The organism is Enterobacter cloacae complex sp. 2024EL-00214 (genome assembly GCF_043945575.1).
Classification (GTDB): Bacteria; Pseudomonadota; Gammaproteobacteria; order Enterobacterales; family Enterobacteriaceae; genus Enterobacter; species Enterobacter cloacae_P.
In genome coordinates, this window is sequence record NZ_JBIMRC010000013.1 from 107,107 (window position 1) to 132,056 (window position 24,950).

Sequence of the window (24,950 nt, forward strand, 5' to 3'; positions counted from 1 at the left end):
GCACGATGAACAAACATGATGAATATGATGTCGCTGAGCCTTCACGACGTCGATTGTTAAAAGGGGTTGGGGCGCTTGGCGGCGCGTTTGCGCTGGCCGGTGGGTGTCCGGTGGCGCATGCGGCGAAACCGCAAAACGCTCCCGGCGTGCACTCACCGGGTACCCGCATGGAGACGCAGCCCTTTTATGGCGAACACCAGTCGGGCATTCTGACACCTCAGCAGGCCTCCATGATGCTGGTGGCCTTTGATTCGCTGGCGAGCGATAAAGCCGGGCTGGAGCGCCTGTTCCGCCTGCTGACGACACGCATTGCGTTTCTCACCGCCGGTGGCCCGGCACCGGAAACGCCGAACCCGCGTCTGCCACCGATGGACTCCGGGATCCTCGGGCCGTTTATCGCGCCAGATAACCTGACGATTACCGTTTCGCTCGGTGAGTCGATGTTTGATGCGCGCTACGGTCTGACACAGCAGAAGCCAAAAGCACTGCAAAAAATGACGCGTTTCCCGAACGACTCTCTGGACGCAAACCTGTGCCACGGCGATCTGTTGCTGCAGATCTGTGCCAATACGCAGGACACGGTTATCCATGCGCTGCGCGATATCATCAAGCACACGCCAGATTTGCTCAGCGTTCGCTGGAAGCGGGAAGGGTTTATCTCTGACCATGCTGCCCGCAGCAAAGGGAAAGAGACACCGGTGAACCTGCTTGGGTTTAAAGACGGTACGGCCAACCCGGACAGCCGCGATGGCGCGCTAATGAAAGATGTGGTCTGGGTTACAGCCGATCAGGGAGAACCTGCCTGGGCGGTGGGCGGTAGCTATCAGGCCGTGCGGATTATCCAGTTCCACGTTGAGTTCTGGGATCGTACACCGCTCAAAGAGCAGCAGACGATTTTTGGTCGCGATAAACAAAGCGGTGCGCCGCTGGGTATGCAGCATGAGCATGATGTACCTGACTACGCCAGCGACCCGGATGGTGATGCCATTGCGCTGGACAGCCATATCCGGCTGGCGAACCCGCGCACGAAGGAGACACAGTCCAGCCTGATGATGCGTCGTGGCTACAGCTACTCACTGGGGGTGACCAACTCCGGCCAGCTCGATATGGGGCTACTGTTTGTCTGCTATCAGCACGATCTGGAGAAGGGCTTCTTAACCGTACAGAAGCGGTTGAACGGTGAAGCGCTGGAAGAGTACATTAAACCCATCGGCGGCGGCTATTTCTTTGCCCTGCCAGGGCCGCGCGATAAAAATGCGTATCTCGCACAAGGCCTTATCGAAGCCTGATATACATCCCTGCGATAGTTCGCAGGGATATTATTTTTTCATATGACTCCCTTCTTGTTATATTTCTGTAATATTCCTGTATGAGACTGATTTCAACTGCAGGAGCGGTCTTAAAAGTTGCATTCAAGTAAAATAAATGTTGCATTTATGATAATTCTTGATGTACTTAATATAAGGCAGCGGTTGTTCCCGGCAGTGATGCTGAATCACTATGGAGATCGCGAATGGTTGCGTCCTGTACTGGACAAGGTAAACATAACAACCGCAGCACCCGGCGCGGAGGCTCAGACTCCGGCAGCGATTTCCTCACCACTAAATTCTCCCCCTCGACTCAAGAACCTCATTCTACCGACGTGCAAAATGGTGCGCGTAGCCGTTCTGTATCGTCATCCGGAAAAGCAAGCAATGGCTTACAAGGAAGCCAACCCTCAGATGTTCGTGCGCATAATCGTGCCGAAGATGGCGCGTGTGATGAATACCAACAACTCAAGGTGCTATCCATGGGAAGACAAAAAGCAGTGATCAAAGCTCGTCGCGAAGCAAAACGTGTGCTGAGACGGGATTCACGCAGCCATAAACAGCGTGAAGAAGAATCGGTCACCTCGCTTGTGCAGATGAGTGGCGTAGAAGCAATTGGCATGGCGCGGGACAGCCGTGATACTTCTCCAGTTGTGGCACGCAATGAAGCTCAGGCGCACTACCTGAATGCTATCGAGAGTAAACAGCTCATCTTTGCAACCGGTGAAGCCGGATGCGGGAAAACCTGGATTAGTGCAGCCAAAGCGGCGGAGGCTCTGATCCATAAGGACGTGGACAGAATTATTGTCACCCGTCCGGTACTGCAAGCTGATGAAGATCTCGGCTTCTTGCCCGGAGACATTTCGGAGAAATTTGCCCCGTACTTCAGGCCCGTCTATGACGTGCTGGTGAAACGACTGGGGGCATCCTTCATGCAGTACTGCCTGCGACCAGAGATTGGGAAGGTGGAAATCGCGCCGTTCGCTTATATGCGCGGACGTACATTTGAAAATGCGGTCGTCATTCTTGACGAGGCTCAGAACGTGACCGCAGCGCAAATGAAGATGTTTTTAACGCGCCTCGGGGAGAATGTGACGGTTATCGTCAATGGCGATATTACCCAATGCGACCTGCCATCCGGTGTGAAATCTGGGTTGAGCGACGCCATGTCACGTTTTGAGGAAGATGAGATGATTGGGGTGGTTCGCTTCACCAAAGAGGACTGCGTGCGCTCGGCACTCTGCCAGCGCACGTTGAAAGCGTACTACTGAGTTTGCTGTTGTGTTCAAGGCCCGGGAAACCGGGCTTTGTTTTTTGTGCTTTTTATTCCCTCTCCCCTGGGGCTGAGGGTTCCCCACAAATGAATGCGGGCAGTGCATAATTCCCTCGCCCCTTTGGGGAGAGGGTTAGGGTGAGGGGCTTAGACCGCACTGAGCTGCATAAAGCACCGGGGGGGATTGACTCGCTTCGCTCGCCGTTACTCGGCCCATCCACGGGCCTCGCCCCTTCGGGGCCAACGCAGGCGTTGTTCAAAAACGCTCCCGGCGTTTTTGTGCGGGCAGATTCCTCGCAGGCTCGTCATCTGTCCAACTGGCTGTCGCCAGTTGTCGAACCCCGGTCGGGTGTTCTCATCCCCCCCGCAGGCGTGCAACATGCGAAAAAAAAGCCCGTACTTTCGTACGAGCTCTTTCTCGAATATGGCGGTGAGGGGGGGATTCGAACCCCCGATACGTTGCCGTATACACACTTTCCAGGCGTGCTCCTTCAGCCACTCGGACACCTCACCATATTGTTTGCTGCCTGACCGCTTGGGGGGCAACGGGGCGCTACTATAGGGAGTTGCGCTAAAACGGTCAAGCAGATTTTCTGCTTTAGTGCTTGTTCGGTTAAGCAATAATCAGCTCCACGGCTTTTACACCGTGGAGAAGGCGATTAACGCTGTGAATCGAGCACTTCGCTATTTTTTACGACCTCTTGCGCTTTACCATAGCTTTCGATCAGCAACTGATAGGCAGGGAAGATATGGGTATAAACCTCAGCCCACTGCGCAGCATCTTCCCGATTCCATGTGCGCTGGATCTCGGAGGCAACAGCCGCAGTATCCATCGGTACAACGCCTGCCTGTACCACGCGTGCCAGCGTGATCTCCTGCGCCATTTTGCTGTAGGTTCCGGAGGCATCAATGACCGCAAACACTTTATAACCGTCTGCTACCGCGCTGATCGACGGGAAGGCCATGCAGACACTGGTAATGGTTCCGGCAATAATCAGCGTGTTACGCCCGGTAGCTTTCACTGCCGCAACGAATTCCGGGTTGTCCCAGGCGTTGATCTCGCCTTTACGTGCAACATACTGTGCATGCGGCGCGTTGGCATGGATCTCCGGGATGAGCGGGCCGTTCGGCCCTTGCGGAACAGACGCCGTGGTAATGACCGGAATGTTTGCCAGCGTGGCAATTTTCGCCAGTGCCGCCGCACGGGCACGCAACTCCGGCATTGGCATATCACCGACGGTCTGGAACAGCCCGCTCTGGTGGTCGATAAGCAGCATGACCGCATCATTGACATCAATAACCGGACGTGCGCCGTTGAAGTTAGCAGGGGTAGACATAATCCTCTCCTTTATTACGCTCAGATCTGGCCGAAGCGGCCGGAATTGAAATCGCGAATAGCTTCAGCGATTTCGGTTTTACTGTTCATCACAAACGGGCCGTAGCCCACGACAGGTTCATTTAACGGTTCCCCGGCCATCAGCAGGACTTTGGCATCGCGACTGGCTTCCAGATGTAGTTTGTTACCCTCCTGGCTCATGACGACCAGTTGGGCTTCACCCGCCTGGGCTGTGCCGTTTACCGTGATGTTGCCTTCCAGCACAACCAGCGCGGTGCTCCATCCTTCGGGCTGACTGAGCGTAAGATGGCTTCCCTGATTCAGGGTGACATCCCAGACATTCAGCGGTGAGTAGGTATGCGCAGGGCCTGTCACCTCGCCGTAGCGACCCGCGATAACCCTCAGTGAGCCGCTGTTATCCGGCAGCGTCACTACCGGGATCTCACCTTTCGTGATGCTCTGATAGCCCGGAGCCGCCATTTTGTTTTTTGCAGGCAGGTTGACCCACAGCTGCATCATTTTTAGTTCTCCTCCCTGGCGCGAGAACGCGCTGGAGTGGAACTCTTCGTGCAAAATGCCCGCACCTGCCGTCATCCACTGAACGTCGCCAGGGCCAATTACACCGCCTTTGCCCGTCGAGTCGCGATGCTCTACTTCACCGGAGTAAACGATGGTGACCGTTTCAAAACCACGATGGGGGTGCTCGCCCACGCCGCGTTTTGCGCCATCGGCCGGGAAGGTATAGGGGCCTGCGTAGTCCAGCAGTAAGAATGGGCTGAGCGGTTCACCGTGAGTCTGATAAGAAAACATCGAACGTACCGGGAAACCGTCGCCAACCCAGTGCTGACGGGGAGCGGTATAAACACCTGTTACGTTTTTCATGATTAACTCCTGATGTTCTGTTGATGTAATTAGCTTATATTCAGAGTTAATATCCCGGTAGATAGTGAAAATGGCATTCACTGTTCTGAAAATAGAACGATGGGGGTTTATGCAGGATCTCAATGACTTCGTCTGGTTCGTTAAAGTGGTCGACTACGGCGGTTTTGCGGCGGCGGGGCGGGCACTCGATCTGCCCAAGTCCAGGCTGAGCCGCCGGATTGCGCAGCTGGAGGAGCGGCTCGGTGTGCGTTTAATACAGCGCACGACCCGGCAGTTCACGGTGACAGAGGTTGGGCAAACCTTCTATCAGCACTGCAAAGCCATGATGGTGGAAGCGGAAGCCGCAGAGGAGGCCGTTGCGGCGCTACAGGCTGAACCGCGCGGTATTGTCAGACTCACCTGTCCGGTAACGCTGTTACACGTGCATATTGGGCCAATGCTGGCACGATTTATGGCGCGTTATCCTGGTATTAATCTTCAGCTTGAGGCGACAAATCGGCGTGTTGATCTCGTCAGTGAAGGGATTGATGTGGCGATACGCGTTCGCCCACGCCCGTTTGATGACAGCGATCTGGTATTGCGGGTGTTGGCTGACAGGGGGCATTGTCTTGTCGCGGGGCCACAGCTGATCCAACAGCAGGGGATGCCCGAAATGCCGTCTGAACTTAGTGCCTGGCCGGGTCTCAGTATGGGAGAAGGGAAACAGGTGCATAAGTGGGAACTCACCGGGCCAGAGGGCGCAAGAGCGGAAATCCATTATGTGCCTCGCCTCATTACCACCGACATGCTGGCGCTGCGGGAGGCGGCGGTGGCGGGCGTGGGGGTAGTGCAGTTGCCCATTTTGATGGTGAAAGATCAGCTTGCCACAGGGGAACTGGTACGGGTACTTGAGGCGTGGGAGCCAAGACGGGAGGTGATCCATGCGGTATATCCGTCCCGGCGCGGTTTGCTGCCGTCGGTCAGGGCGCTGGTGGATTTTCTCACTGAAGAGTATGCGCGGATGGTGGAAGACTGATGCTTTTTGTCCGGCGACCCGACCGGTGACACAACGTCCTTCTGGCGACTTTATTTTTATGTACAGTGTTCACGCGGACACTGTACATACCGTTACACAGCAACGCTCATCTTTTTATATACACCTGGTATAGAATGTCGCAAAAGATAAGTCTCAAATTCAACCGAAAAACACGCGGCTATTTGTTGTGTCAGTGTTAGAAAAATGAGTGTCATAAATTTTAAATAAATGAATACTATGTAGTCTTACCTACTTATAATGAAAATCAAAAATACGCTCTGTTTACATATCCTGATGGCTACTCTGGCTGTCTTGTTTCTCTGTGTTCACCCGTTGGTGACAAGCTTTGATCCACCGCTTGAGTTCCAGCCGCTGATTAAATCGATGGATGGGACACCAAAAGAACAAGCGGAAAGAATAGCCACGATTTCTCATGCGTTAAAAGGGAATTCGATTTTCTTCATCGGGGCATCTGAAGTGGCTACCTCTGAAGAAGAACATTACGCTGTATATAATTACTTTAATAAGCAATTGCACAAACCTGTAGTGGCGTATGGTGATAGTTTTGTCGATGACACGACACAATTTTTACTGTTTTCACGCTTTAAGGATGACCTTAACGCAAACAGTAAAGTTGTTTTACTTCTGGCTCCTGACAGCTTTTATTCGAAAGGTCTGCCACCAGCAATTTTTGCCGATAATTTCCCGGGGTCTATTTTCAATCCGCTGATGAAAGATCCGCAGGCACGTCCTTTGCTGACTCATTATTTACAGCATATTGATGCGAAGGATATAAGCCATTTAACGTTTGGCCAAATGGCTGTGTATGGCTGGCATCCGGATCTCATCTGGGAAGAGGTGAGCAATCAGTTCGCCAACTTCTGTACGATGATTAAAAACGACTGGCTGGCCATGCTCAATATTGAACCACAGACGGTACAACCGTGGCCGCAGCAGTCGACAACCCCTGTTGTTCCTGACTGGAATAAAGAGCTGGCTCATGCGCGCGAGTTGAATAAAAAACGTCAGCAGAGCGCGGCTACAATGTGGATGGATAAGTCTGTTTATGAACCGGGAGACAAGCCGGAACAGTGGGATGACACACCTGTGGTGCCCGAACAGATTGCGTCGTTAAAGAAAACTATCCAGCTTCTGAAACAACGCCATGTACAGGTGATTGCTATCGTCGACCCTGTTAACCCCTGGGCGCTCTACAACACCGACACATTCCGGCCGGTTGATAAGCAAATTCAAACCATTCTGGAAGAGAACCAGGTTCCCTATTTAGATATGTACGCTATGCCGTATGAGAACGGCTGGAACTGGGATCGCCTGCATCCTTCTGAACTGGCATGGGTTCCTATGATTCGCTTTATTGCAGAGAGCTTTAAATGATGAAAACCGCGATTCGTCTTTTTTTCCTTTATCTCCTGCTGGCAATCACCGTCGTTGCGTGGACCTCTGTCGATGACAGCATGAGTTTACAGCTGCATTTTGAATATCAAAAGTTCTGAGGTTGAATGATGTACAGCTCAGGAATGTTTTTTTTCTATTTGTTTTCATCAGCCCTGGTGTTTGCGCTGGTTAATCGCCTGTTGCATCGTCGACTGACGTATTTATCTGCCTTTTCAGTGCTGTCAGCATTAGGGTGGGGGTATATTTTCCAGGGTGATTATATTGTCCCGGTTGCCGTTTTTTTAGTTTTTTATGTTCTCGTTACATTAAAAGAGAAGGGGTGGTTAAAAACCTGGCAAGCGGTCTCCTTAACGTTGCTGCCATTGTTTTTGGTGAAATTACACTTAAATAACCACTGGGGGATGATCGGCCTCTCTTTCATGACGTTCCGCGCGATTGATGTATTGCTTTATCGCAGTAAAAAAGATGGTCGGAATTTCCTGCACTATTTCTGCTATCTCTTTATGCCCTTTGTTATTCTGGCCGGCCCAATGTACCGCTGGCGGACATGGATTAGCGATGTGAGCAAGCCTGTCTTCGCGATTACCCGCGAGCAGTTTTTAGTGGCGTTAGAGCAAATAGTTACCGGTATCGTCCAGAAGTTCTTGTTCGCTATGCTGGTCGACACGCTGGTTGTGCAGCGGTGGAGCCATGAGCCGTTCTCGCTGACCGTAGGTGTGGTGATGTCGATTGCCTATAGCGCCTATCTCTACTTTGATTTTGCTGGTTACAGCAATATGGCTATTGGGGCCGGTCGCTTATTTGGACTGAATATTCCGGCGAACTTCAATATTCCCATCCTTGCGAAAAACCCGCAGGATTTCTGGCGTCGCTTCCACATTAGCCTTTCTGAATGGCTGCGCGATGTGGTCTTTATGCCAATTTATATGAACTTGATGAAGTTCAACTTTTTCCGCCAGAACAAAACGCTGGCGCAGAATATCGGTATTTTTTGCACCCTGTTCTGTATGGGAGCGTGGAACGGACTCGAACGCCATTATGTCATCAGTGGAGCACTCTTTGGCGCTATTTCTGTTGTTCACAACATGCTGCTGTGGTTAGCCAAACGTAACCCGACGTTGAACAACGGGTTACAGCATCCGGTTATTGCATTTTTGGGGCGAATTCTGACGCTGGGAAGCGCCGCAGCCTCCCTTTACATCTTTAGTGGAATGTCACCTCTATGAAAAATCAATCCGATCTCCAGGAACTGCAAGATTTCTTGCGTGCGGCATTACGTGATCCCGCAGTTCCCCAGCAACTGGCCATCAGCGGTAGTGACGAAGCCTTAAGCTGGTTGCAACTTTCCTCTGCCGTGGTGGACTGGGAGCAACGCTATCAGCGTTGCCAGCCCTCCGCCGGCATGCCAGTCGTCTTGTACGGACATCAGCAGGCTGAGTTCGCCGTGGCGATTTATAGCTGCCTGTTGCACAACATTCCGTATATCCCGGTGGACTGTATCTACCCGCAGGAGCGGCTTAAAGAGATCTGCCACCTGGCGAATGCGCCTTACTATTACGATGTCGCGACAAAGCAGTTCATCGCCACCGGTGAAACGGGCAAGGTGCTGGCCGAACAGGATCTCGCTTATATCATGTTCACCTCTGGCAGCACTGGTAAACCGAAAGGGGTGCAGATTGGACGTGAAAGCGTATGGCACTTCATGAAATGGGTAAGCCAGGACTTTTTCCTGCCGGAAAAACCGGTGTTAATGAACCACGCGGTGTTCAGCTTCGACCTCTCCCTGATCCCTTTACTGGCGAATCTGGCGATGGGGGGACATATCGTTCTGAACGCAAAAGAAGATATCCTGCAGGATAACTGGCTGGACAGACTGAAAATGAATGCTGTTTCTGCCTGGGTTTCAACACCGTCTTTTGCTTATCAGAAATTGCTTTCTCCGCAGTTCAACAGTGAATATTTGCCTGACCTGAGCGTCTTTATTTTCATTGGTGAAGTATTAAATAAAGCGTTGGTTAAACAGTTACGTCGCCGTTTCCCACAGGCAAAAATTATCAATTCCTATGGCCCAACGGAAGCGACCATCGCGACCACCGTGGTTGAGATAACGGATGAGATCCTCAACAGCGACAACGCAGTGTTGCCGGTTGGGGTGATGATGCCTGACAGCAAAATGGAAATTACCGCCGAAGGCGAACTGATTATCTGGGGTAAGAACGTGATGCGCGGCTATCTCGGTTTACCGCAGGAGAACGCGGAAAAATTACTGCACCGGGAAAGTGAAGCGTTTCGTGGCTACCGAACCGGCGACCTGGGTTATGAAGATGGACTCATCTACTGCCAGGGGCGTAACGACAGCCAGGTCAAACTGAACGGCTACCGTATTGAAATCAACGAGATTGAAAACCGCCTGCTGGCCATGTCAGGTATCAGTGAAGCGGTGGTTCTGCCGCTGATGAAATCCTGCGGTAGCGTGTTGCGTATTGCCGCTTTCTGCGTGACGGATTTGGCACCGGAGGCCATTAAAACATCGCTGGCGAAAGTGGTGCCACCTTATATGGTACCTTCACAAATCATCATTAAAGACGCTTTGCCGCTGAATCCTAACGGTAAAATTGACCGTAAGTTGCTGGACTCTCATGCCCGCACGAATTAATTACCCCAGGAAAGGTTATGGAACAAGAAATTCTCGCCCTGTTTGAAAAAGTGTTATCCCGCAAAGTGGGTTTTCACGATGAGCTGATTGAATCCGACATTCTCGACTCCATTCTGGCGGTCGACATGGTACTGGAGGTGCAGGACGTGTACGGTTGTATGATCCCGCCGACCGAAGTTGCGACGGTGCTGAAAACTCCGGCAGATTTGGCTCGCTATATTGAAGAAAACCGTTAATCGCGATTGGTGTTAACGTTTCTGTGAAGACCCTGGATGATTTCATTCAGGGTTTTTTATTGCCCCATTCGCAGGCGTGCAACATGCGAAAAAAAAGCCCGTACTTTCGTACGAGCTCTTTCTCGAATATGGCGGTGAGGGGGGGATTGACTCGCTTCGCTCGCCGTTACTCGGCCCATCCACGGGCCTCGCCCCTTCGGGGCCAACGCAGGCGTTGTTCAAAAACGCTTCCGGCGTTTTTGTGCGGGCAGATTCCTCGCAGGCTCGTCATCTGTCCAACTGGCTGTCGCCAGTTGTCGAACCCCGGTCGGGTGTTCTCATCCCCCCCGCAGGCGTGCAACATGCGAAAAAAAAGCCCATACTTTCGTACGAGCTCTTTCTCGAATATGGCGGTGAGGGGGGGATTCGAACCCCCGATACGTTGCCGTATACACACTTTCCAGGCGTGCTCCTTCAGCCACTCGGACACCTCACCATATTGTCATCCCGTTGTTACCGGAACGGGCGCTAATGTAAGGAAAAGCCGAACTGCCGTCAACCCACTTTTTCAGTAAATTAGCGCGTTTAGACAAACTTCAGACAACCTGATTCCTAAATGTGCTGAAAGTGCCTTTTTTATCAGCAACGCGGTTTGCTGATAAATTTGTTATGCTGGCAATCTGGTTGAAAATGAAAATAAAAAGCGCAATGAAAGGCAGGAATGACTATGGATATTATCTTTTATCACCCCACTTTTGATACGTCTTACTGGATTAAGGCGCTTTCGGCTGCATTGCCGGGTGCACGCGTTCGCGAGTGGAAGCGTGGTGATCATGAACATGCTGACTACGCGCTGGTCTGGCATCCGCCAGTTGAAATGCTGCAGGGACGCAAACTGAAGGCCGTTTTTGCGCTGGGAGCCGGTGTGGATTCGATTCTGAGTAAACTGAAAGCGCACCCTGAAATGCTGCCTGAAGATATCCCGTTGTTCCGCCTGGAAGATACCGGAATGGGCCAGCAAATGCAGGAATATGCCGTAAGCCAGGTACTGCACTGGTTCCGTCGCTTTGACGATTATCTGGCACTCAAACAGCAATCCCACTGGGAACCCCTGCCGGAGTATCAGCGCGAAGATTTTACGATAGGTATTCTCGGCGCTGGCGTGCTTGGCTCAAAAGTGGCCGAAGCCCTTGCCCCGTGGGGATTCCCGCTGCGCTGTTGGAGCCGCAGCCGCAAGGATTATCCTGGTGTGAAGAGTTTTGCCGGAACAGATGAACTTCCGGCGTTCCTGAAAGATACGCGTGTGCTGATTAACCTGTTGCCGAATACGGCGGAAACGGTGGGGATCATTAACAGTACACTCCTGAATCAACTGGCTGACCGGAGCTACTTAATGAACCTGGCGCGTGGGGTGCATCTGGTGGAAACCGATCTGCTGAACGCTCTGGACACTGGAAAGCTCAAAGGCGCGATGCTGGATGTTTACAGCCGTGAACCATTGCCTGCAGAGAGCCCGCTGTGGGCTCACCCGCGCGTGGCAATGACGCCGCACGTGGCGGCCGTTACGCGCCCGGCAGAAGCGGTGGCCTATATTTCCCATACGATAGGTGAGATGGAACAAGGGAATGCAGTGACAGGCCACGTCGACAGGCAGCGCGGTTACTGAGAGAAACCCGGCGTTAGCCGGGTTTTTGCTAATATTCGAGACAGATAACTGCTATCCTTGGGAAAAACCGCAGAGGAGAGAGAGATGTATCCCGTTGACCTGCATATGCACACCGTCGCCAGCACCCACGCGTATAGCACCCTCCATGATTACATCGCGCAAGCAAAGCTAAAAGGTATCAAGCTTTTTGCGATAACCGATCATGGCCCGGATATGGCAGATGCGCCGCACTACTGGCATTTTGTGAATATGAGGATCTGGCCACGTCTGGTGGACGGAGTAGGGATACTGCGTGGCATCGAAGCGAATATTAAAAATATCGACGGTGAAATCGACTGCACCGGCCCGATGCTGACCTCGCTGGATTTGATTATTGCCGGTTTCCATGAGCCGGTTTTTGCGCCACAGGATAAAGAGGCCAACACCGCAGCGATGATTGCAACGATTGCCAGCGGCAACGTGCATATTATCAGCCATCCTGGCAACCCTAAGTTCCCGATTGATATTCAGGCCGTTGCGCAGGCGGCGGCAAAACACCGTGTGGCGCTGGAAATTAATAATTCCTCCTTTGTTCACTCGCGTAAAGGTAGTGAAGCAAACTGCCGCGAAGTGGCTGCCGCAGTGCGTGATGCCGGTGGTATGGTGGCGCTGGGTTCTGATTCACATACTGCATTTACGTTGGGCGATTTTAGCGAGTGTCTGAATATTCTTAATGACGTCGGTTTCCCTGAAGCACGGATCCTTAACGTCACGCCACGCCGTATGCTTGATTTCCTGGAGTCGCGCGGAATGGCTCCGATTGATGAATTTGCCGATCTTTAATTGTGTAATGGAACAAAAAATGAATGAGTTTTCTATCCTCTGCCGCGTGCTGGGTACGCTGTATTACCGCCAGCCGCAGGACCCGTTGCTGGTTCCGCTTTTTACGATGATCCGTGAAGGGAAACTGGCGCAAAACTGGCCGCTGGAACAGGATGATTTGCTGGAGCGCCTGCAAAAAAGCTGTGACATGCAACAGATTTCGGACGATTACAACGCGCTGTTCGTGGGCGAAGAGTGCCGTGTGTCACCGTACCGCTCTGCCTGGCAGGAAGGGGCGACGGAAGCAGAAGTGCGTGCCTTTCTCTCTGAGCGTGGCATGCCGCTGACCGATATGCCAGCCGACCACATTGGTACGCTGCTGCTGGCCGCTTCCTGGATTGAAGATCATGCCTCTGACGATGAAAACGAAGCCATCGAAACCCTCTTCGAAGAGTATCTGCTGCCCTGGTGTGGCACTTTCCTCGGGAAAGTTGAAGCACATGCGATCTCACCATTCTGGCGAACCCTGGCTCCACTCACCCGCGATGCTATCGCCGCAATGTGGGATGAGTTAGAAGAAGAGATTGAAGGGTGATTTAGGTCACATAAATTCTGCAACAGCACATTTCAATTTGCACATAATGTGCTTCTGATCTCATTTCTATGGCGCGCTTCTGCTAAGATGCGCGCCATGAACATATTACTTTGTATTGCACTCACAACAGGCATTCTCTCCGGGCTATGGGGATGGGTCGCGGTGTCTCTCGGGCTGCTTAGCTGGGCCGGGTTTCTCGGCTGCACGGCCTATTTCGCCTGCCCACAGGGTGGCGTAAAAGGGCTGTTTATCTCTGGCTGTACGCTGATGAGCGGCGTTATCTGGGCACTGGTGATTATGAAAGGCAGTGCGCTGGCTCCGCATCTGGAGATCCTGGGCTATGTCATGACAGGTATTGTGGCCTTCCTGATGTGTGTTCAGGCGAAGCATCTGCTGCTTTCATTTGTGCCGGGAACCTTTATGGGGGCATGTGCCACCTTTGCAGGGCAGGGTGACTGGAAGCTGGTGGTTCCCTCGCTGGCGCTGGGGTTGCTGTTTGGCTATGCCATGAAAAACAGCGGTCTTTGGCTGGCGGCACGACGGGAAAAGGCACAAAACATTTCTGCGCTGAGTGAATAAAAAAAGGCGAGATAACCATCTCGCCTTTTTTATGCGCTTTCGATCAGGATTCCGGAGGCACCGACATATCGCGGTATTTCACGAGTATCGGGTTTTGCACATCTGCTTTGTTCTGCAGATCCCACAGTCCGCGATCGATCCCGTCATTAATCAGGAAAATGACGCCAGTTTCAATGGCTGACATCAGACACATCATGACCGGCTCGTTTGAGGTATAACCAATTTCACCTTCCAGTAAACGCTGGTAATCAATAAAGCGGAATACCCCCGCCTGTACTTCATAAGAAAGAATGGTTTTACTGGTAGTGACCGAAGACAGAACCTCACCCGTGCTGACGTTGACCACGCGCAGGTTTACGGCGATTTGGTCAAGCTGATACTGGGTATCTGCACCGATACCGAAGTAACGCGCCCCGACGCCACCAGATTTAACGTTGCTTTCGTAGCCAATAATCGAACCTTCGATCATCACGTTCGCCGCCGCCAGTGATTGCAGTGGCGTGCGGTTATTCATTGCCACTGTGCCATTTTCCTGTGCGGCACGAATAATTTTACGTTCATTCAACAGGTTCTGAAGCCCCTGGCGTTCCAGAGGAATAAACCAGTGCGAGTCCTTGAGCGCGGTAACCAGCATGGCAGTGGCACTCTGTGGCACTGCCGTAGAGAAGTTACTGGCTGGGTAAGGCTTAAATTGCCCCGTTTCATCCTGAATGTTGTAAACGGAGACAAATATTTTACCCGTTGGTGCAGGTAAATGGGTTAAATCACGGTAACTTTGAGCCCGAGGCATTAATGTTGGTTTTGCAGCTTCTTTAGGTGGAGCAGTTAAACAACCGCTCAATAAGCACACTGCAACAAATATCAGGAAGCGCTGCATGATCGTTGTCCTTATTTTGATGTTGTTCAGAAGTTCGTGGAGTTACTTTGTAAACCGGAAACCTGGATGGTGGATGTTTTCCCCGTTTTCCGATCGGTCACGTTCAGCTGTAGCTGCCCATCCGTATTGGCGATGTCGACAATAAAGTCGTTGGTCACCATTCGGCCTGGTTTACCGGTATTAATGTTGGTCAACAAACCACCCAAAATTTGCGACTGAATAGCCTGCGTGAAGTTGTCCAGTGCTGATGGAGTGTCTACGTTATAATTCTTAAGGCTTGGATCTTTATAGGAGTTTTGTGCCTGGGCTTCGTTCAACAGGAACGCCCCGTTGTTGGGGTTACCGCCAAAGTTAGGGTTACGGAACTGGAACGTCATATTTCCGGCCCAGCTTACTGGTGCTACTAGCATTAACGAAATAACTGCATATGCAATACGCATGACAGCCTCCGGATATAGGTTCACTAAAACTCGTCTTTTGCTAAATCGCTGGTGCTTAATAGGGCTTTATCTATTTGCAGGCGATTAATAGCGTCTTCAGTTTGTGCCAGTGCTAAGGCTACGTTTTTATCGAAGTCTATTTTCGTGGGAAATAAAAATGTCTGGTAAATAACGTCCTGATTCGCCGTTATTGTTATCCAGCTTCCCCATCGAGCACTGGGCCGTTCGTTGATTGTTATATTCCCAGGGTACTTACCGTCCCATTTGTCGCTAAAGGCACGATAAAAACTGTGTCCGGTAGATGAGACAGTGTGGTCTGTTAACAATCCGGGAACTTCAACCTCGACGGCCTGAAGGTTCCCAGCAGCGAGCAGAAAGCCCGCTGCGGCAATCCAACTCAACGTGCGTTTCATGTGATTAACGCCTGAGGTTATCGTTTGCCCATGAGACTGCCTGAGTTCGGTTTTTAACAGCTATCTTCTTGAAAAGATTATAGAGATGCGTCTTAACGGTATTTTCGCTGATAAATAACGAACGGGCGATTTCAATATTTGAAGCACCGATACGCAACTTGTTCAGGATCTCTTTCTCACGATGCGTAAGGAGTGCCGACTCTGAACTGTTATAGCGATAATTTCCGGAGTGTGTGATGAGGTAGCTGGCAAGTTTTTGCGAAAAATAGCACTCTCCGCGCAAGATGCCCTGCATGCCTTCCACAACCCGATCTTCTTCATCAGTGACGTAAAAAACGCCATTGATATGCGGCCAGCTTTCAATGTCTCTGAAAGGATACTCATCAGGAGTATTCAATAATAGCACTCGGATATTATTGTTTTTCCTGCTTAAATTATCTTGCCAGTAATGGATGAGCTTTTTATCCGCTTCCATCATATCGAGAAGAATTATGCTACCAGGTGCAATATCATCGAAAGAACGTTGAATATTATGCAATTTCCCGTTCAATGATAAAGATTGCTTTAAATGTTGTAATAAAGCGGTCGCTTGCAAAGAAGGTTTGGTGATCAACAGTAATGTATGACCATGTAAACTATGGACTTCATTATACATGATGAAACCCCACTTTTTTATGACACCTGGCAGCTATCCTCTTAATAAAGAAAAGAGGACACCAGAAGTACTGACAGATGTTGCACTGCTGTGTGTAGAATCAGACCATAACCTCCAGGAGGAGGTAAATATAAAACAAATCTCGTACATCTAATTTCAATCTAGCTATTACGAACTTTAAAGCAAGTGTTAAACGTGTAACAAGATGTAAAAATCAATATTAATTTGTGAAAAATGAACATTTGAAATGCTGCGATTTGATAGGAAAGTTGTACATGCTAATAGCCCTGCATAGATTTTAAAAATCATACAAATATTTATAACATTATAATTTATATTGATATTTTTTATTGTTGATATGCTTTGTAAAGGTATGAGCTCGTGAAAATTTCTAAGTCCTTTAATCCAGCTGAAATCCTCTTAAGAAAGTGCATCTCGTGATCGCGTGATGATCAAAATGTTATCCTTGCGTCACATAACATGCCCGTCATGAAAGGCTGGACAACCAGCCCTGCCCTTGTACAGCCTGCCGCGCAGAACTTTTTTATAAAAAACCAAATGGTGCTGAATACAGCGATTTTTGGCATAAATTAATACTTTGAGGTGACATGATAAATAAAAATAATCCACGCGGGTGAGATATTAAAAATGTTTCAACAGACATACTCTTCACCGTAACGACACGTTAACAAAACAACGAGTCGTTTTAACCCTAAGTCACATTTTCAAGGTTATGTTTTTTGTATATAGCCAGGTCCAGGGTGACAACATGAAAAACACATCGTTATTTATGATGTTTACATTACTGGGTGTGCCTGGATTTGTTATCGCGGCGAGTTCAGATTTAGCAAACGCTGAATATAATTTCGCGGTTAATGAGTTAAGTCGGTCATCTTTAAATCAGGCAGCCATTGTTGGTCAACAGGGCGTAAATAATGACGCTCAGGTTCGTCAGGGCGGGGCTAAATTACTGTCCGTTGTTTCCCAGGATGGGGTAGGCAACAGAGCGAGAGTTGATCAATCAGGGACTTATAACTTTGCTTATATCGCTCAGAGCGGAAGCGCGAACGATGCGAGTATTACGCAAGGTGCATATGGTAATACGGCAATGATTATCCAACAAGGGTCGGGTAATAAAGCAAGTATTACGCAGTACGGTACGCAGAAAACCGCAGTTGTAGTGCAGAAACAGTCGCAAATGGCAATTCGCGTTATCCAACGTTAGTTATTTAGCGGCGACTTTAATCAATCCGATGGGGGTTTTACCATGAAATTTATCAAAGTGGCAGCACTTGCAGCAATCGTTGTTTCTGGTAGTGCTATGGCCGGTATGATTGATCAAGGCGGTTGGGGTCATGGCGGTCATGACAATGGTCCAAATTCAACCATGAGCATTTACCAGTACGGTGGTGGTAACTCAGCTGTCGCCTTGCAGACTGACGCAAGAAATTCCAGCCTGACAATTCGTCAGAGTGGTGGCGGTAACGGTGCTGACGTTGGCCAGGGCTCTGACGACAGTACTATTAACCTGACCCAGCATGGTTTTGGCAACAGCGCAACACTTGACCAGTGGAACGGCAAAAACTCCACTATGAATGTCAGCCAGTACGGTGGTGCTAACGGTGCCATTGTCGATCAGACTGCATCTAACTCAAGTGTGACTGTGCAGCAGGTCGGTTTTGGTAACCACGTGACAGCTCATCAGTATTAATACTGAAATCTGTGCTACAAAAAAACAGGGCATATGCCCTGTTTTTTTTCGGGAGTTCATCATGAATACCTTAATACTCCTCGCTGCACTCTCAAGTCAGATAACGTTTAAAACCTCGCAACAGGGAAATATGACGACCATTATTCCCCAGGTAATATTGACGGAATCGTGTGAGTGTCGGGTTCAGGTTCTCTCTGTGCGGCAAGGGCTGGGGGGACAAAGTACGTCGCAACAGCAAAATACCCTTTCTATACCCGCTAATCAGACGATTGATTTAACAAGATTGAGTTTAAATATTGGTGCAGGGGATACGGTGAAGATTACGGTCACCGTTTCCGATGGAAAATCGCTTCATTTATCGCAGCAATGGTCACCGCCAGGTTCGGCCCTGTAATTATTCATTAAATCAATGAGTTGAGTGCTGTGGCGATATTCGCTGGTTGTTACTATGATGTGATCAGGGACTGAGAAAAATGTGCTGTCCAGTCGCCTGATACTGCGTTTGTCATAATGGAGCGCTTTGCCCCTCAAGGACGATTTTCATTGAGGAGTATGTCTCATGACTAAATATAACGCTCAACTCGTTTCAGGTCTTGCCCTAATCATATCTGCTTTTATTCCCCCGGCCTTTTCAGCAACCGTTGTTGATGGTGGGGTGATTCATTTTCGTGGAGCCATTGTCGCCGATCCGTGTGAGGTCACACCGCAACAGCGACAGTTGGCGATGTCTTGTCCGGATAATAACCGGATGCAAACGCGCACGATCAGCTACGAGGATGCCCTGAACGGTAAGGAGACCGCTTCCAGCCTGGCGACTCTCAGTATGAAGTACCTCAATCCTGAAAAAACGCTTGCGGTTGTACAAATTCAGTATCGTTGATCCCTCTCTTCCGCTGGGCGGCGGAAGAGGTTTTTTCCGATAGTTTTTTCTCAATACCTCCTCTGCGATACACTTAAGAAAAAGGCGGGTAGCAGAGGGTATTTATGAAACCGCAAATTGAAGTCATTCACGGCGATATTACGACGCAGCACGTCGACGTGATCGTCAATGCAGCAAATCCATCACTGATGGGGGGAGGGGGGGTGGATGGCGCTATCCACCGTGCAGCAGGGCCACAGTTGTCAGAAGCCTGTAAAATGGTGCGTCAGCAACAAGGTGAATGTCCTCCCGGGCATGCGGTGATTACAATTGCGGGTAATCTCCCTGCCAAAGCAGTGATTCACACCGTGGGACCGATATGGCAGGGTGGCGAACAGCATGAGGCACGGATCCTGGAAGATGCATACCGTAACTGTCTGCGCCTTGCTGCCGACAATGGTTATAAAACGATGGCCTTCCCGGCCATCAGTACCGGTGTTTTCGGCTATCCCAGGGCTGCAGCGGCAACCATCGCCGTTGAAACCGTTTACCGATACCTGTCCCTCAAACCGATGCCAGAGCAGGTGTTCTTTGTCTGTTTCGATGAAGAAACGACACACCTCTATCAGCGACTATTGGCCCAGTGTGGGCAAGAATTCGATACCTGAAATGCAAACGCGGCGCACTGAGTGCGCCGCGTTGTTTATGAGGTTTTCGTTTGCGTTTTTCCCGAAAAAAGGAAGCGCAGCAGCGGGATCCGCAGATGGATTTCGTAGAGCACGAGCGCCAGGCCAACAACAAAGACCAGCCCGGTAAAGAAGCCCAGCGTGTTGGAGGCGATATGCGGCGTAATATAGGCTCCGAAGAAGAGTGTCAGCGGGTGGTGCACCAGATAAATAAACAGCGATGCGTTGACGAAATAGGTCACCCGATGGGATTTAAAATTCAACAGGCGATGGCCTAACGCGAATACCACATTGACCATCCACAAACCGAGCAGCATGGTGATGACGCTCTCGGTTTCATACATCCATGCATCGCCGCTGCCGTAACGCTGGTTCAGCAGGTAGGCCATAAAGGCGATTGCCGCACCGAAAGCGCACCACGGTGACGGGGTTGTAAAGAGCGATTTAAGCTTCGGATAAACAAATGCCAGTGCCCCGATTAAAAAGAAAGGGATATAGAACAGCGACTGCATTACCACAAAATTGAACAACCCGTCGCTCAGTATCGGTGGATAGACAATAAAAAGGGTGCGTCTTATGGCCGCATAAATGATACCCAGCAGCAAAAAGAGCAGTGACAGTTTACCCAGGGTAATGCTGGCGAAGAAACGGTCGGTTTGATCGCTCAGGTGACGGCGCAGGCGACCGAATATCACCAGACTGACCGTAGTGAGCACCACCAGAACCAGCAAGAACCAGAGGTGGGATACCAGCTCCCAGACCAGCGTGTTGTATTTTTCATACAGCGACAGATTGGGCCAGTTCTCCGCTTTACCTTTTACATACTGCAGCATAATAAACTGAGGCAGCGTCAGCAGCGGGATAGCGGTCAACATCGGGATGCCTACTCGCTCCACTCGCACTTTCCACCAGCGCTTGATCGGATAGCGCAAAAACAGCATGTAGGAAAAGTAACCGGAAATGACAAAAAACACCTGCATACGGAAGGCGTGAATAAAATCATTAAACAGCGTGAGCCACCAGGAAGGAACCTGGCTGTTAACGTGCCAGGTGTGGCTGGAGTAAATCAATGAAATGTGGAATGGGATCCCCAATAGCATCAGCCATGCCCGGATCGAGTCGAGGAAATATTCACGTTGTACGGGTGTTGTGCTCATATAACTTTGTGCATTCTCAGACTTTTCGCCTTATCCCTAAGACTCATAATGGTTACATTCGAAGCCAACCCTACACCAAGACCGACACCCTGTCTCCAGGATAAGCACGCAAAGTGAAAAGCAGGTTCTTTCATTTGCTTAATCCCTGAGCCAGCGAGCTGAACAAAGCAGTGATAATGTTGTCGGATTGCCTGAGTTTCCATTAAAATGGATCGGATCGATATAAGCACACAAAGGGGGAAGTGCTTACTTATTATGAAACATAAACCACAGATGATGAAAATGCGTTGGTTGGGTGCGGCAGTGGTCTTGTCCCTGTATACCTCATCGGCACTGGCCTTTAACATCGATGATGTCGCAAAACAGGCGAAATCGATGGCTGGCAAGGGCTATGAAGCGCCGAAAAGTAACTTGCCCTCCGTTTTCCGCGACATGAAGTATGCGGACTATCAGCAGATCCAGTTCAATCACGACAAAGCGTACTGGAACAATATTAAAACCCCGTTCAAGCTTGAGTTTTATCACCAGGGCATGTACTTCGACACGCCTGTTGCGATCAATGAAGTGACCGCGAACACGGTACGTAAAATCAAGTACAACCCGGGTTATTTCAATTTTGGTGATGTGCAGCACGACAAAGACACGGTGAAGGACCTGGGCTTTGCTGGCTTCAAAGTGCTTTACCCTATCAACAGCAAAGATAAAAACGACGAAATCGTCAGTATGCTCGGTGCCAGCTACTTCCGCGTGATTGGCTCAGGGCAGGTATACGGGCTTTCTGCGCGTGGCCTGGCTATTGATACCGCACTGCCTTCCGGTGAAGAGTTCCCACGTTTTCGTGAGTTCTGGATTGAACGTCCAAAACCAACGGATAAACGTCTGACTATCTACGCACTGCTGGATTCCCCTCGCGCAACAGGTGCTTATCGCTTCGTGATTATGCCAGGACGTGACACGGTTGTTGACGTGCAGTCTAAAGTGTACCTGCGCGATAAAGTGGGCAAACTGGGTGTTGCGCCACTGACCAGTATGTTCCTGTTCGGGCCGAATCAGCCGTCACCGGCGACCAACTTCCGCCCGGAACTGCATGACTCCAACGGTCTCTCTATTCATGCCGGTAACGGTGAGTGGATCTGGCGTCCGCTGAACAACCCGAAACATCTGGCGGTTAGCAGCTTTGCGATGGAAAACCCGCAAGGTTTCGGCCTTCTGCAACGCGGTCGTCAGTTCTCCCGCTTTGAAGATCTGGATGACCGTTACGATCAGCGCCCAAGCGCCTGGGTAACACCAAAAGGTGACTGGGGTAAAGGGAAGGTTGAGCTGGTTGAAATTCCAACCAACGACGAAACCAACGATAACATCGTTGCTTACTGGACGCCGGATCAACTCCCGGAATCCGGTAAAGAGATGAACTTCAAATACACCATTACCTTTAGCCGTGACGAAGACAAACTGCATGCGCCGGATAATGCGTATGTCATGCAGACGCGCCGTTCTACGGGTGATGTGAAGCAGTCTAATCTTATCCGTCAGCCGGATGGCACTCTTGCATTTGTCGTGGATTTCACCGGGCAGGATATGAAAAAACTGTCTCCGGATACCGCTGTTACCGCACAGGCCAGCATCGGTGATAACGGTGAGATCGTTGAGAATGCCGTGCGTTATAACCCGGTAACGAAAGGGTGGCGTCTGACCCTGCGCGTGAAAGTGAAAGATCCGAAACAGACCACTGAAATGCGCGCTGCGCTGGTGAGTGACGATCAGCCGCTGAGTGAAACCTGGAGCTATCAGCTACCTGCCAATGAATAATACAACTGAATATATTGATGCCATGCCGCTGACGGACATTGAAAAAGCGGCACTGCCTGAGAGCGACATCCGTGCGGTGCAAACCGCGCTGGATGGTGAACATCGTCAGTTTACCCGTGATGATGACACGCCTCTGGGGTCAGTGAAGGCGCGTCTGGCGCAGGCATGGCCAGACTCGCTGGCAGAAGGGCAGCTGATCAAAGACGATGAAGGACGTGACCAGCTGCAGGCAATGCCGAAGGCAACGCGTTCCTCTATGTTCCCGGATCCCTGGCGTACCAACCCGGTAGGCCGCTTCTGGGACCGCTTGCGCGGGCGTGATGTGACGCCCCGCTATCTGTCGCGTCTGACGAAAGAAGAACAGGCATCGGAACAGAAATGGCGTACCGTGGGGACGATCCGTCGCTACATTTTGCTGTTGCTGACGCTGGCGCAAACGGTCGTTGCAACCTGGTACATGAAAACCATTCTGCCTTACCAGGGCTGGGCGCTTATCAACCCAGCTGACATGGTGGGCCAGAATTTCTGGGTCTCCTTCATGCAGTTGCTGCCGTATATCCTGCAAAGCGGCATCCTTCTGCTGTTCGCCGTTCTGTTCTGCTGGGTATCGGCCGGTTTCTGGACGGCGCTGATGGGCTTCCTGCAGCTACTGATGGGACGAGACAAATACAGCATTTCCGCGTCAACGGTTGGGGATGAACCCCTTAATCCTGAACACCGTACTGCGCTGATCATGCCTATTTGTAACGAAGACGTTGACCGCGTATTTGCGGGGCTGCGTGCAACCTGGGAGTCCGTTAAGGCGACCGGCAACGCGGAACATTTCGACGTCTATATCCTGAGTGACAGCTACAACCCGGATATCTGCGTGGCCGAGCAAAAGGCCTGGATGGAGTTGATTGCCGAAGTGCAGGGCGAAGGCCAGATTTTCTACCGCCGCCGTCGTCGTCGTGTGAAGCGTAAGAGCGGTAACATCGATGACTTCTGCCGTCGTTGGGGTAATCAGTACAGCTACATGGTGGTGCTGGATGCCGACTCCGTGATGAGCGGTGACTGTCTGACCGGCCTGGTGCGTCTGATGGAAGCTAACCCGAACGCGGGTATCATTCAGTCCTCGCCAAAAGCATCCGGTATGGACACGCTTTATGCGCGCTGCCAACAGTTTGCCACGCGTGTTTACGGGCCGCTGTTCACTGCGGGTCTGCACTTCTGGCAACTGGGTGAGTCTCACTACTGGGGCCACAACGCTATTATCCGCGTGAAACCGTTCATCGAGCACTGTGCGCTGGCACCGCTGCCGGGTGAAGGTTCGTTTGCCGGGTCTATTCTGTCGCACGACTTCGTGGAAGCGGCGCTGATGCGTCGTGCAGGATGGGGCGTCTGGATTGCCTACGATCTGCCTGGCTCATATGAAGAACTGCCACCGAACCTGCTGGATGAACTCAAGCGTGACCGCCGCTGGTGTCACGGTAACCTGATGAACTTCCGCCTGTTCCTGGTGAAAGGGATGCACCCGGTTCACCGTGCGGTATTCCTGACGGGTGTGATGTCCTATCTCTCCGCACCGCTGTGGTTTATGTTCCTTGCACTCTCCACCGCGTTACAGGTGGTACATGCCCTGACGGAACCACAGTACTTCCTGCAGCCGCGCCAGTTGTTCCCGGTGTGGCCGCAGTGGCGTCCTGAACTGGCGATTGCGCTGTTTGCCTCAACAATGGTGCTGCTGTTCCTGCCGAAGCTGCTCAGTATCATCCTGATCTGGTGCAAAGGCTCGAAAGAGTATGGCGGTTTCTGCCGTGTGACGGTGTCGTTGCTCCTTGAGGTGCTGTTCTCCGTGCTGCTGGCACCGGTTCGTATGCTGTTCCATACCGTGTTTGTGGTCAGCGCGTTCCTGGGCTGGGAAGTGGTATGGAACTCACCACAGCGTGACGATGATTCCACGCCGTGGAGTGAAGCCTTTATGCGTCACGGTTCGCAGTTGCTGCTGGGTCTGGTGTGGGCGGCAGGGATGGCGTGGCTGGATCTGCGCTTCCTGTTCTGGCTTGCCCCGATTGTCTTCTCGCTGATCCTGTCGCCGTTTGTCTCCGTGATCTCCAGCCGTTCAACGGTGGGGCTGCGTACCAAACGCTGGAAGCTGTTCCTGATCCCGGAAGAGTATTCACCGCCGCAGGTACTGGTTGATACGGACAAATATCTGGAGCTGAACCGTAACCGCACGCTGGATGATGGCTTTATGCACGCGGTGTTTAACCCGTCATTCAACGCCCTGGCAACGGCAATGGCGACGGCGCGTCACCGTGCAAGTAAAGTGCTGGAAATTGCCCGCGATCGTCACGTTGAGCAAGCGCTGAATGAGACGCCGGAAAAACTGAACCGCGACCGTCGTCTGGTTCTGTTGAGCGACCCGGTCACAATGGCCCGGCTTCACTATCGTGTGTGGTCTGCTCCGGAGAAATACTCTTCGTGGGTGGGCTACTATGAAGGGCTGAAGCTTAACCCACTGGCGCTGAAGGCAAAATAGGTTTTCTTTGCCCGTGCGCGGGCCTGAAAATCACGTAGGTCGGGTCAGCGAAGCACCACCCGGCAACAAAATACCGGCTGA

26 protein-coding genes and 2 tRNA genes are annotated in these 24,950 nt (G+C 51.1%); 19 read left to right on the forward strand and 9 right to left on the reverse strand.

Going from position 1 to position 24,950, the window contains the following annotated elements; translation table 11 throughout:
- The first annotated feature begins 5 nt into the window (after nucleotides 1–5).
- From efeB to phoH, 3 genes are all read left to right on the forward strand, one after another.
- Nucleotides 6–1,289, forward strand: a complete 1,284-nt coding sequence (efeB, locus tag ACHHZ6_RS15560) for an iron uptake transporter deferrochelatase/peroxidase subunit (protein WP_182919768.1) — start codon at nucleotides 6–8, stop codon at nucleotides 1,287–1,289.
- 147 nt (nucleotides 1,290–1,436) lie between these two features.
- A complete protein-coding gene (locus ACHHZ6_RS15565) occupies nucleotides 1,437–1,811 on the forward strand; it encodes a hypothetical protein (RefSeq protein WP_395122615.1) in 375 nt (124 codons plus the stop codon).
- Nucleotides 1,790–2,578 (forward strand): phosphate starvation-inducible protein PhoH, encoded by a 789-nt coding sequence (gene phoH / locus ACHHZ6_RS15570; RefSeq protein ID WP_182274481.1) that lies wholly within the window; start codon nucleotides 1,790–1,792, stop codon nucleotides 2,576–2,578. Before ACHHZ6_RS15565 ends, phoH begins: the two co-directional genes overlap by 22 nt.
- A gap of 427 nt (nucleotides 2,579–3,005) precedes the next feature.
- Here the strand turns inward: phoH and ACHHZ6_RS15575 are convergent.
- The 3 genes from ACHHZ6_RS15575 to ACHHZ6_RS15585 all read right to left on the reverse strand — a co-directional run bounded on the left by ACHHZ6_RS15575 (nucleotide 3,006) and on the right by ACHHZ6_RS15585 (nucleotide 4,798).
- Nucleotides 3,006–3,093, reverse strand: a tRNA-Ser gene (locus tag ACHHZ6_RS15575).
- Between the two features lie 146 nt (nucleotides 3,094–3,239).
- On the reverse strand, nucleotides 3,240–3,917 hold the full coding sequence (locus ACHHZ6_RS15580; protein ID WP_182274482.1) for an isochorismatase family protein: 678 nt from the start codon (nucleotides 3,915–3,917) through the stop codon (nucleotides 3,240–3,242).
- 20 nt (nucleotides 3,918–3,937) lie between these two features.
- A complete protein-coding gene (locus tag ACHHZ6_RS15585; protein WP_182274483.1) occupies nucleotides 3,938–4,798 on the reverse strand; it encodes a pirin family protein in 861 nt (286 codons plus the stop codon).
- Nucleotides 4,799–4,907: 109 nt separating this feature from the next.
- Here ACHHZ6_RS15585 and ACHHZ6_RS15590 point away from each other — a divergent pair, with 109 nt between their 5' ends.
- The 5 genes from ACHHZ6_RS15590 (at nucleotide 4,908) to ACHHZ6_RS15610 (ending at nucleotide 10,121) form a co-directional block, all read left to right on the forward strand.
- Nucleotides 4,908–5,813, forward strand: a complete 906-nt coding sequence (locus ACHHZ6_RS15590; protein ID WP_182919771.1) for a LysR family transcriptional regulator — start codon at nucleotides 4,908–4,910, stop codon at nucleotides 5,811–5,813.
- Nucleotides 5,814–6,071: 258 nt separating this feature from the next.
- Nucleotides 6,072–7,208 (forward strand): D-alanyl-lipoteichoic acid biosynthesis protein DltD, encoded by a 1,137-nt coding sequence (locus ACHHZ6_RS15595; protein WP_196391139.1) that lies wholly within the window; start codon nucleotides 6,072–6,074, stop codon nucleotides 7,206–7,208.
- Nucleotides 7,209–7,336: 128 nt separating this feature from the next.
- Nucleotides 7,337–8,455 carry a membrane-bound O-acyltransferase gene (locus ACHHZ6_RS15600; RefSeq protein WP_395122640.1) on the forward strand — a complete coding sequence of 373 codons (1,119 nt, stop codon included), beginning with the start codon at nucleotides 7,337–7,339 and terminating at the stop codon, nucleotides 8,453–8,455.
- Nucleotides 8,452–9,885, forward strand: a complete 1,434-nt coding sequence (locus ACHHZ6_RS15605) for an AMP-binding protein (RefSeq protein WP_182919773.1) — start codon at nucleotides 8,452–8,454, stop codon at nucleotides 9,883–9,885. The genes ACHHZ6_RS15600 and ACHHZ6_RS15605 overlap by 4 nt, the downstream gene beginning before the upstream one ends.
- A gap of 17 nt (nucleotides 9,886–9,902) precedes the next feature.
- Nucleotides 9,903–10,121 carry an acyl carrier protein gene (locus ACHHZ6_RS15610; RefSeq protein WP_182274487.1) on the forward strand — a complete coding sequence of 73 codons (219 nt, stop codon included), beginning with the start codon at nucleotides 9,903–9,905 and terminating at the stop codon, nucleotides 10,119–10,121.
- A 387-nt stretch (nucleotides 10,122–10,508) separates the two neighbouring features.
- On the opposite strand, the gene ACHHZ6_RS15615 is transcribed toward ACHHZ6_RS15610, so the two are convergent.
- Nucleotides 10,509–10,596, reverse strand: a tRNA-Ser gene (locus ACHHZ6_RS15615).
- 231 nt (nucleotides 10,597–10,827) lie between these two features.
- Here ACHHZ6_RS15615 and ghrA point away from each other — a divergent pair.
- From ghrA to ACHHZ6_RS15635, 4 genes are all read left to right on the forward strand, one after another.
- Nucleotides 10,828–11,766 carry a glyoxylate/hydroxypyruvate reductase GhrA gene (gene ghrA, locus ACHHZ6_RS15620; RefSeq protein WP_196391141.1) on the forward strand — a complete coding sequence of 313 codons (939 nt, stop codon included), beginning with the start codon at nucleotides 10,828–10,830 and terminating at the stop codon, nucleotides 11,764–11,766.
- Between the two features lie 84 nt (nucleotides 11,767–11,850).
- Nucleotides 11,851–12,588, forward strand: coding sequence for a phosphatase (locus ACHHZ6_RS15625; RefSeq protein ID WP_182274664.1), 738 nt, complete (start codon nucleotides 11,851–11,853; stop codon nucleotides 12,586–12,588).
- A 19-nt stretch (nucleotides 12,589–12,607) separates the two neighbouring features.
- Entirely contained in the window at nucleotides 12,608–13,162 is a 555-nt protein-coding gene (locus ACHHZ6_RS15630) for a molecular chaperone (RefSeq protein WP_341857467.1), read from the forward strand.
- Between the two features lie 96 nt (nucleotides 13,163–13,258).
- On the forward strand, nucleotides 13,259–13,741 hold the full coding sequence (locus ACHHZ6_RS15635; protein ID WP_220471165.1) for a DUF1097 domain-containing protein: 483 nt from the start codon (nucleotides 13,259–13,261) through the stop codon (nucleotides 13,739–13,741).
- Between the two features lie 43 nt (nucleotides 13,742–13,784).
- Here ACHHZ6_RS15635 and csgG read toward each other — a convergent pair whose 3' ends face one another.
- The 4 genes from csgG to csgD are packed head-to-tail and all read right to left on the reverse strand — an operon-like array spanning nucleotide 13,785 to nucleotide 16,126.
- Entirely contained in the window at nucleotides 13,785–14,618 is an 834-nt protein-coding gene (csgG, locus tag ACHHZ6_RS15640) for a curli production assembly/transport protein CsgG (protein WP_395122616.1), read from the reverse strand.
- A gap of 26 nt (nucleotides 14,619–14,644) precedes the next feature.
- Entirely contained in the window at nucleotides 14,645–15,058 is a 414-nt protein-coding gene (gene csgF, locus ACHHZ6_RS15645) for a curli production assembly/transport protein CsgF (RefSeq protein ID WP_182274668.1), read from the reverse strand.
- A gap of 23 nt (nucleotides 15,059–15,081) precedes the next feature.
- Nucleotides 15,082–15,471: a curli production assembly/transport protein CsgE gene (gene csgE / locus ACHHZ6_RS15650; RefSeq protein ID WP_182274669.1), complete on the reverse strand. Its 390-nt coding sequence runs from the start codon at nucleotides 15,469–15,471 to the stop codon at nucleotides 15,082–15,084.
- A 4-nt stretch (nucleotides 15,472–15,475) separates the two neighbouring features.
- Nucleotides 15,476–16,126 carry a biofilm master transcriptional regulator CsgD gene (gene csgD / locus ACHHZ6_RS15655; protein ID WP_182274670.1) on the reverse strand — a complete coding sequence of 217 codons (651 nt, stop codon included), beginning with the start codon at nucleotides 16,124–16,126 and terminating at the stop codon, nucleotides 15,476–15,478.
- Nucleotides 16,127–16,895: 769 nt separating this feature from the next.
- On the opposite strand from csgD, the gene csgB reads away from it, so the two are divergent.
- The 5 genes from csgB (at nucleotide 16,896) to ymdB (ending at nucleotide 19,364) form a co-directional block, all read left to right on the forward strand.
- The gene (gene csgB / locus ACHHZ6_RS15660; protein ID WP_182274671.1) at nucleotides 16,896–17,351 is read left to right on the forward strand and encodes a curli minor subunit CsgB; all 456 of its coding nucleotides are present in this window, start codon (nucleotides 16,896–16,898) and stop codon (nucleotides 17,349–17,351) included.
- Nucleotides 17,352–17,393: 42 nt separating this feature from the next.
- A complete protein-coding gene (csgA, locus tag ACHHZ6_RS15665) occupies nucleotides 17,394–17,837 on the forward strand; it encodes a curli major subunit CsgA (protein ID WP_182274672.1) in 444 nt (147 codons plus the stop codon).
- Between the two features lie 61 nt (nucleotides 17,838–17,898).
- On the forward strand, nucleotides 17,899–18,231 hold the full coding sequence (csgC, locus tag ACHHZ6_RS15670; protein WP_182274673.1) for a curli assembly chaperone CsgC: 333 nt from the start codon (nucleotides 17,899–17,901) through the stop codon (nucleotides 18,229–18,231).
- A gap of 165 nt (nucleotides 18,232–18,396) precedes the next feature.
- The gene (locus ACHHZ6_RS15675; RefSeq protein ID WP_182919776.1) at nucleotides 18,397–18,717 is read left to right on the forward strand and encodes a type 1 fimbrial protein; all 321 of its coding nucleotides are present in this window, start codon (nucleotides 18,397–18,399) and stop codon (nucleotides 18,715–18,717) included.
- 104 nt (nucleotides 18,718–18,821) lie between these two features.
- A complete protein-coding gene (ymdB, locus tag ACHHZ6_RS15680) occupies nucleotides 18,822–19,364 on the forward strand; it encodes an O-acetyl-ADP-ribose deacetylase (RefSeq protein ID WP_182919777.1) in 543 nt (180 codons plus the stop codon).
- A 35-nt stretch (nucleotides 19,365–19,399) separates the two neighbouring features.
- Here the strand turns inward: ymdB and mdoC are convergent, their stop codons facing one another.
- Nucleotides 19,400–20,539, reverse strand: a complete 1,140-nt coding sequence (mdoC, locus tag ACHHZ6_RS15685) for a glucans biosynthesis protein MdoC (protein ID WP_182919778.1) — start codon at nucleotides 20,537–20,539, stop codon at nucleotides 19,400–19,402.
- Nucleotides 20,540–20,794: 255 nt separating this feature from the next.
- Between mdoC and mdoG the strand changes: the two genes are divergently transcribed.
- Together mdoG and mdoH are read left to right on the forward strand one after the other, a co-directional pair.
- Nucleotides 20,795–22,348 (forward strand): glucans biosynthesis protein MdoG, encoded by a 1,554-nt coding sequence (gene mdoG, locus ACHHZ6_RS15690; protein WP_182270990.1) that lies wholly within the window; start codon nucleotides 20,795–20,797, stop codon nucleotides 22,346–22,348.
- On the forward strand, nucleotides 22,341–24,869 hold the full coding sequence (mdoH, locus tag ACHHZ6_RS15695; protein ID WP_182270991.1) for a glucans biosynthesis glucosyltransferase MdoH: 2,529 nt from the start codon (nucleotides 22,341–22,343) through the stop codon (nucleotides 24,867–24,869). The genes mdoG and mdoH overlap by 8 nt, the downstream gene beginning before the upstream one ends.
- Nucleotides 24,870–24,950 lie beyond the last annotated feature (81 nt).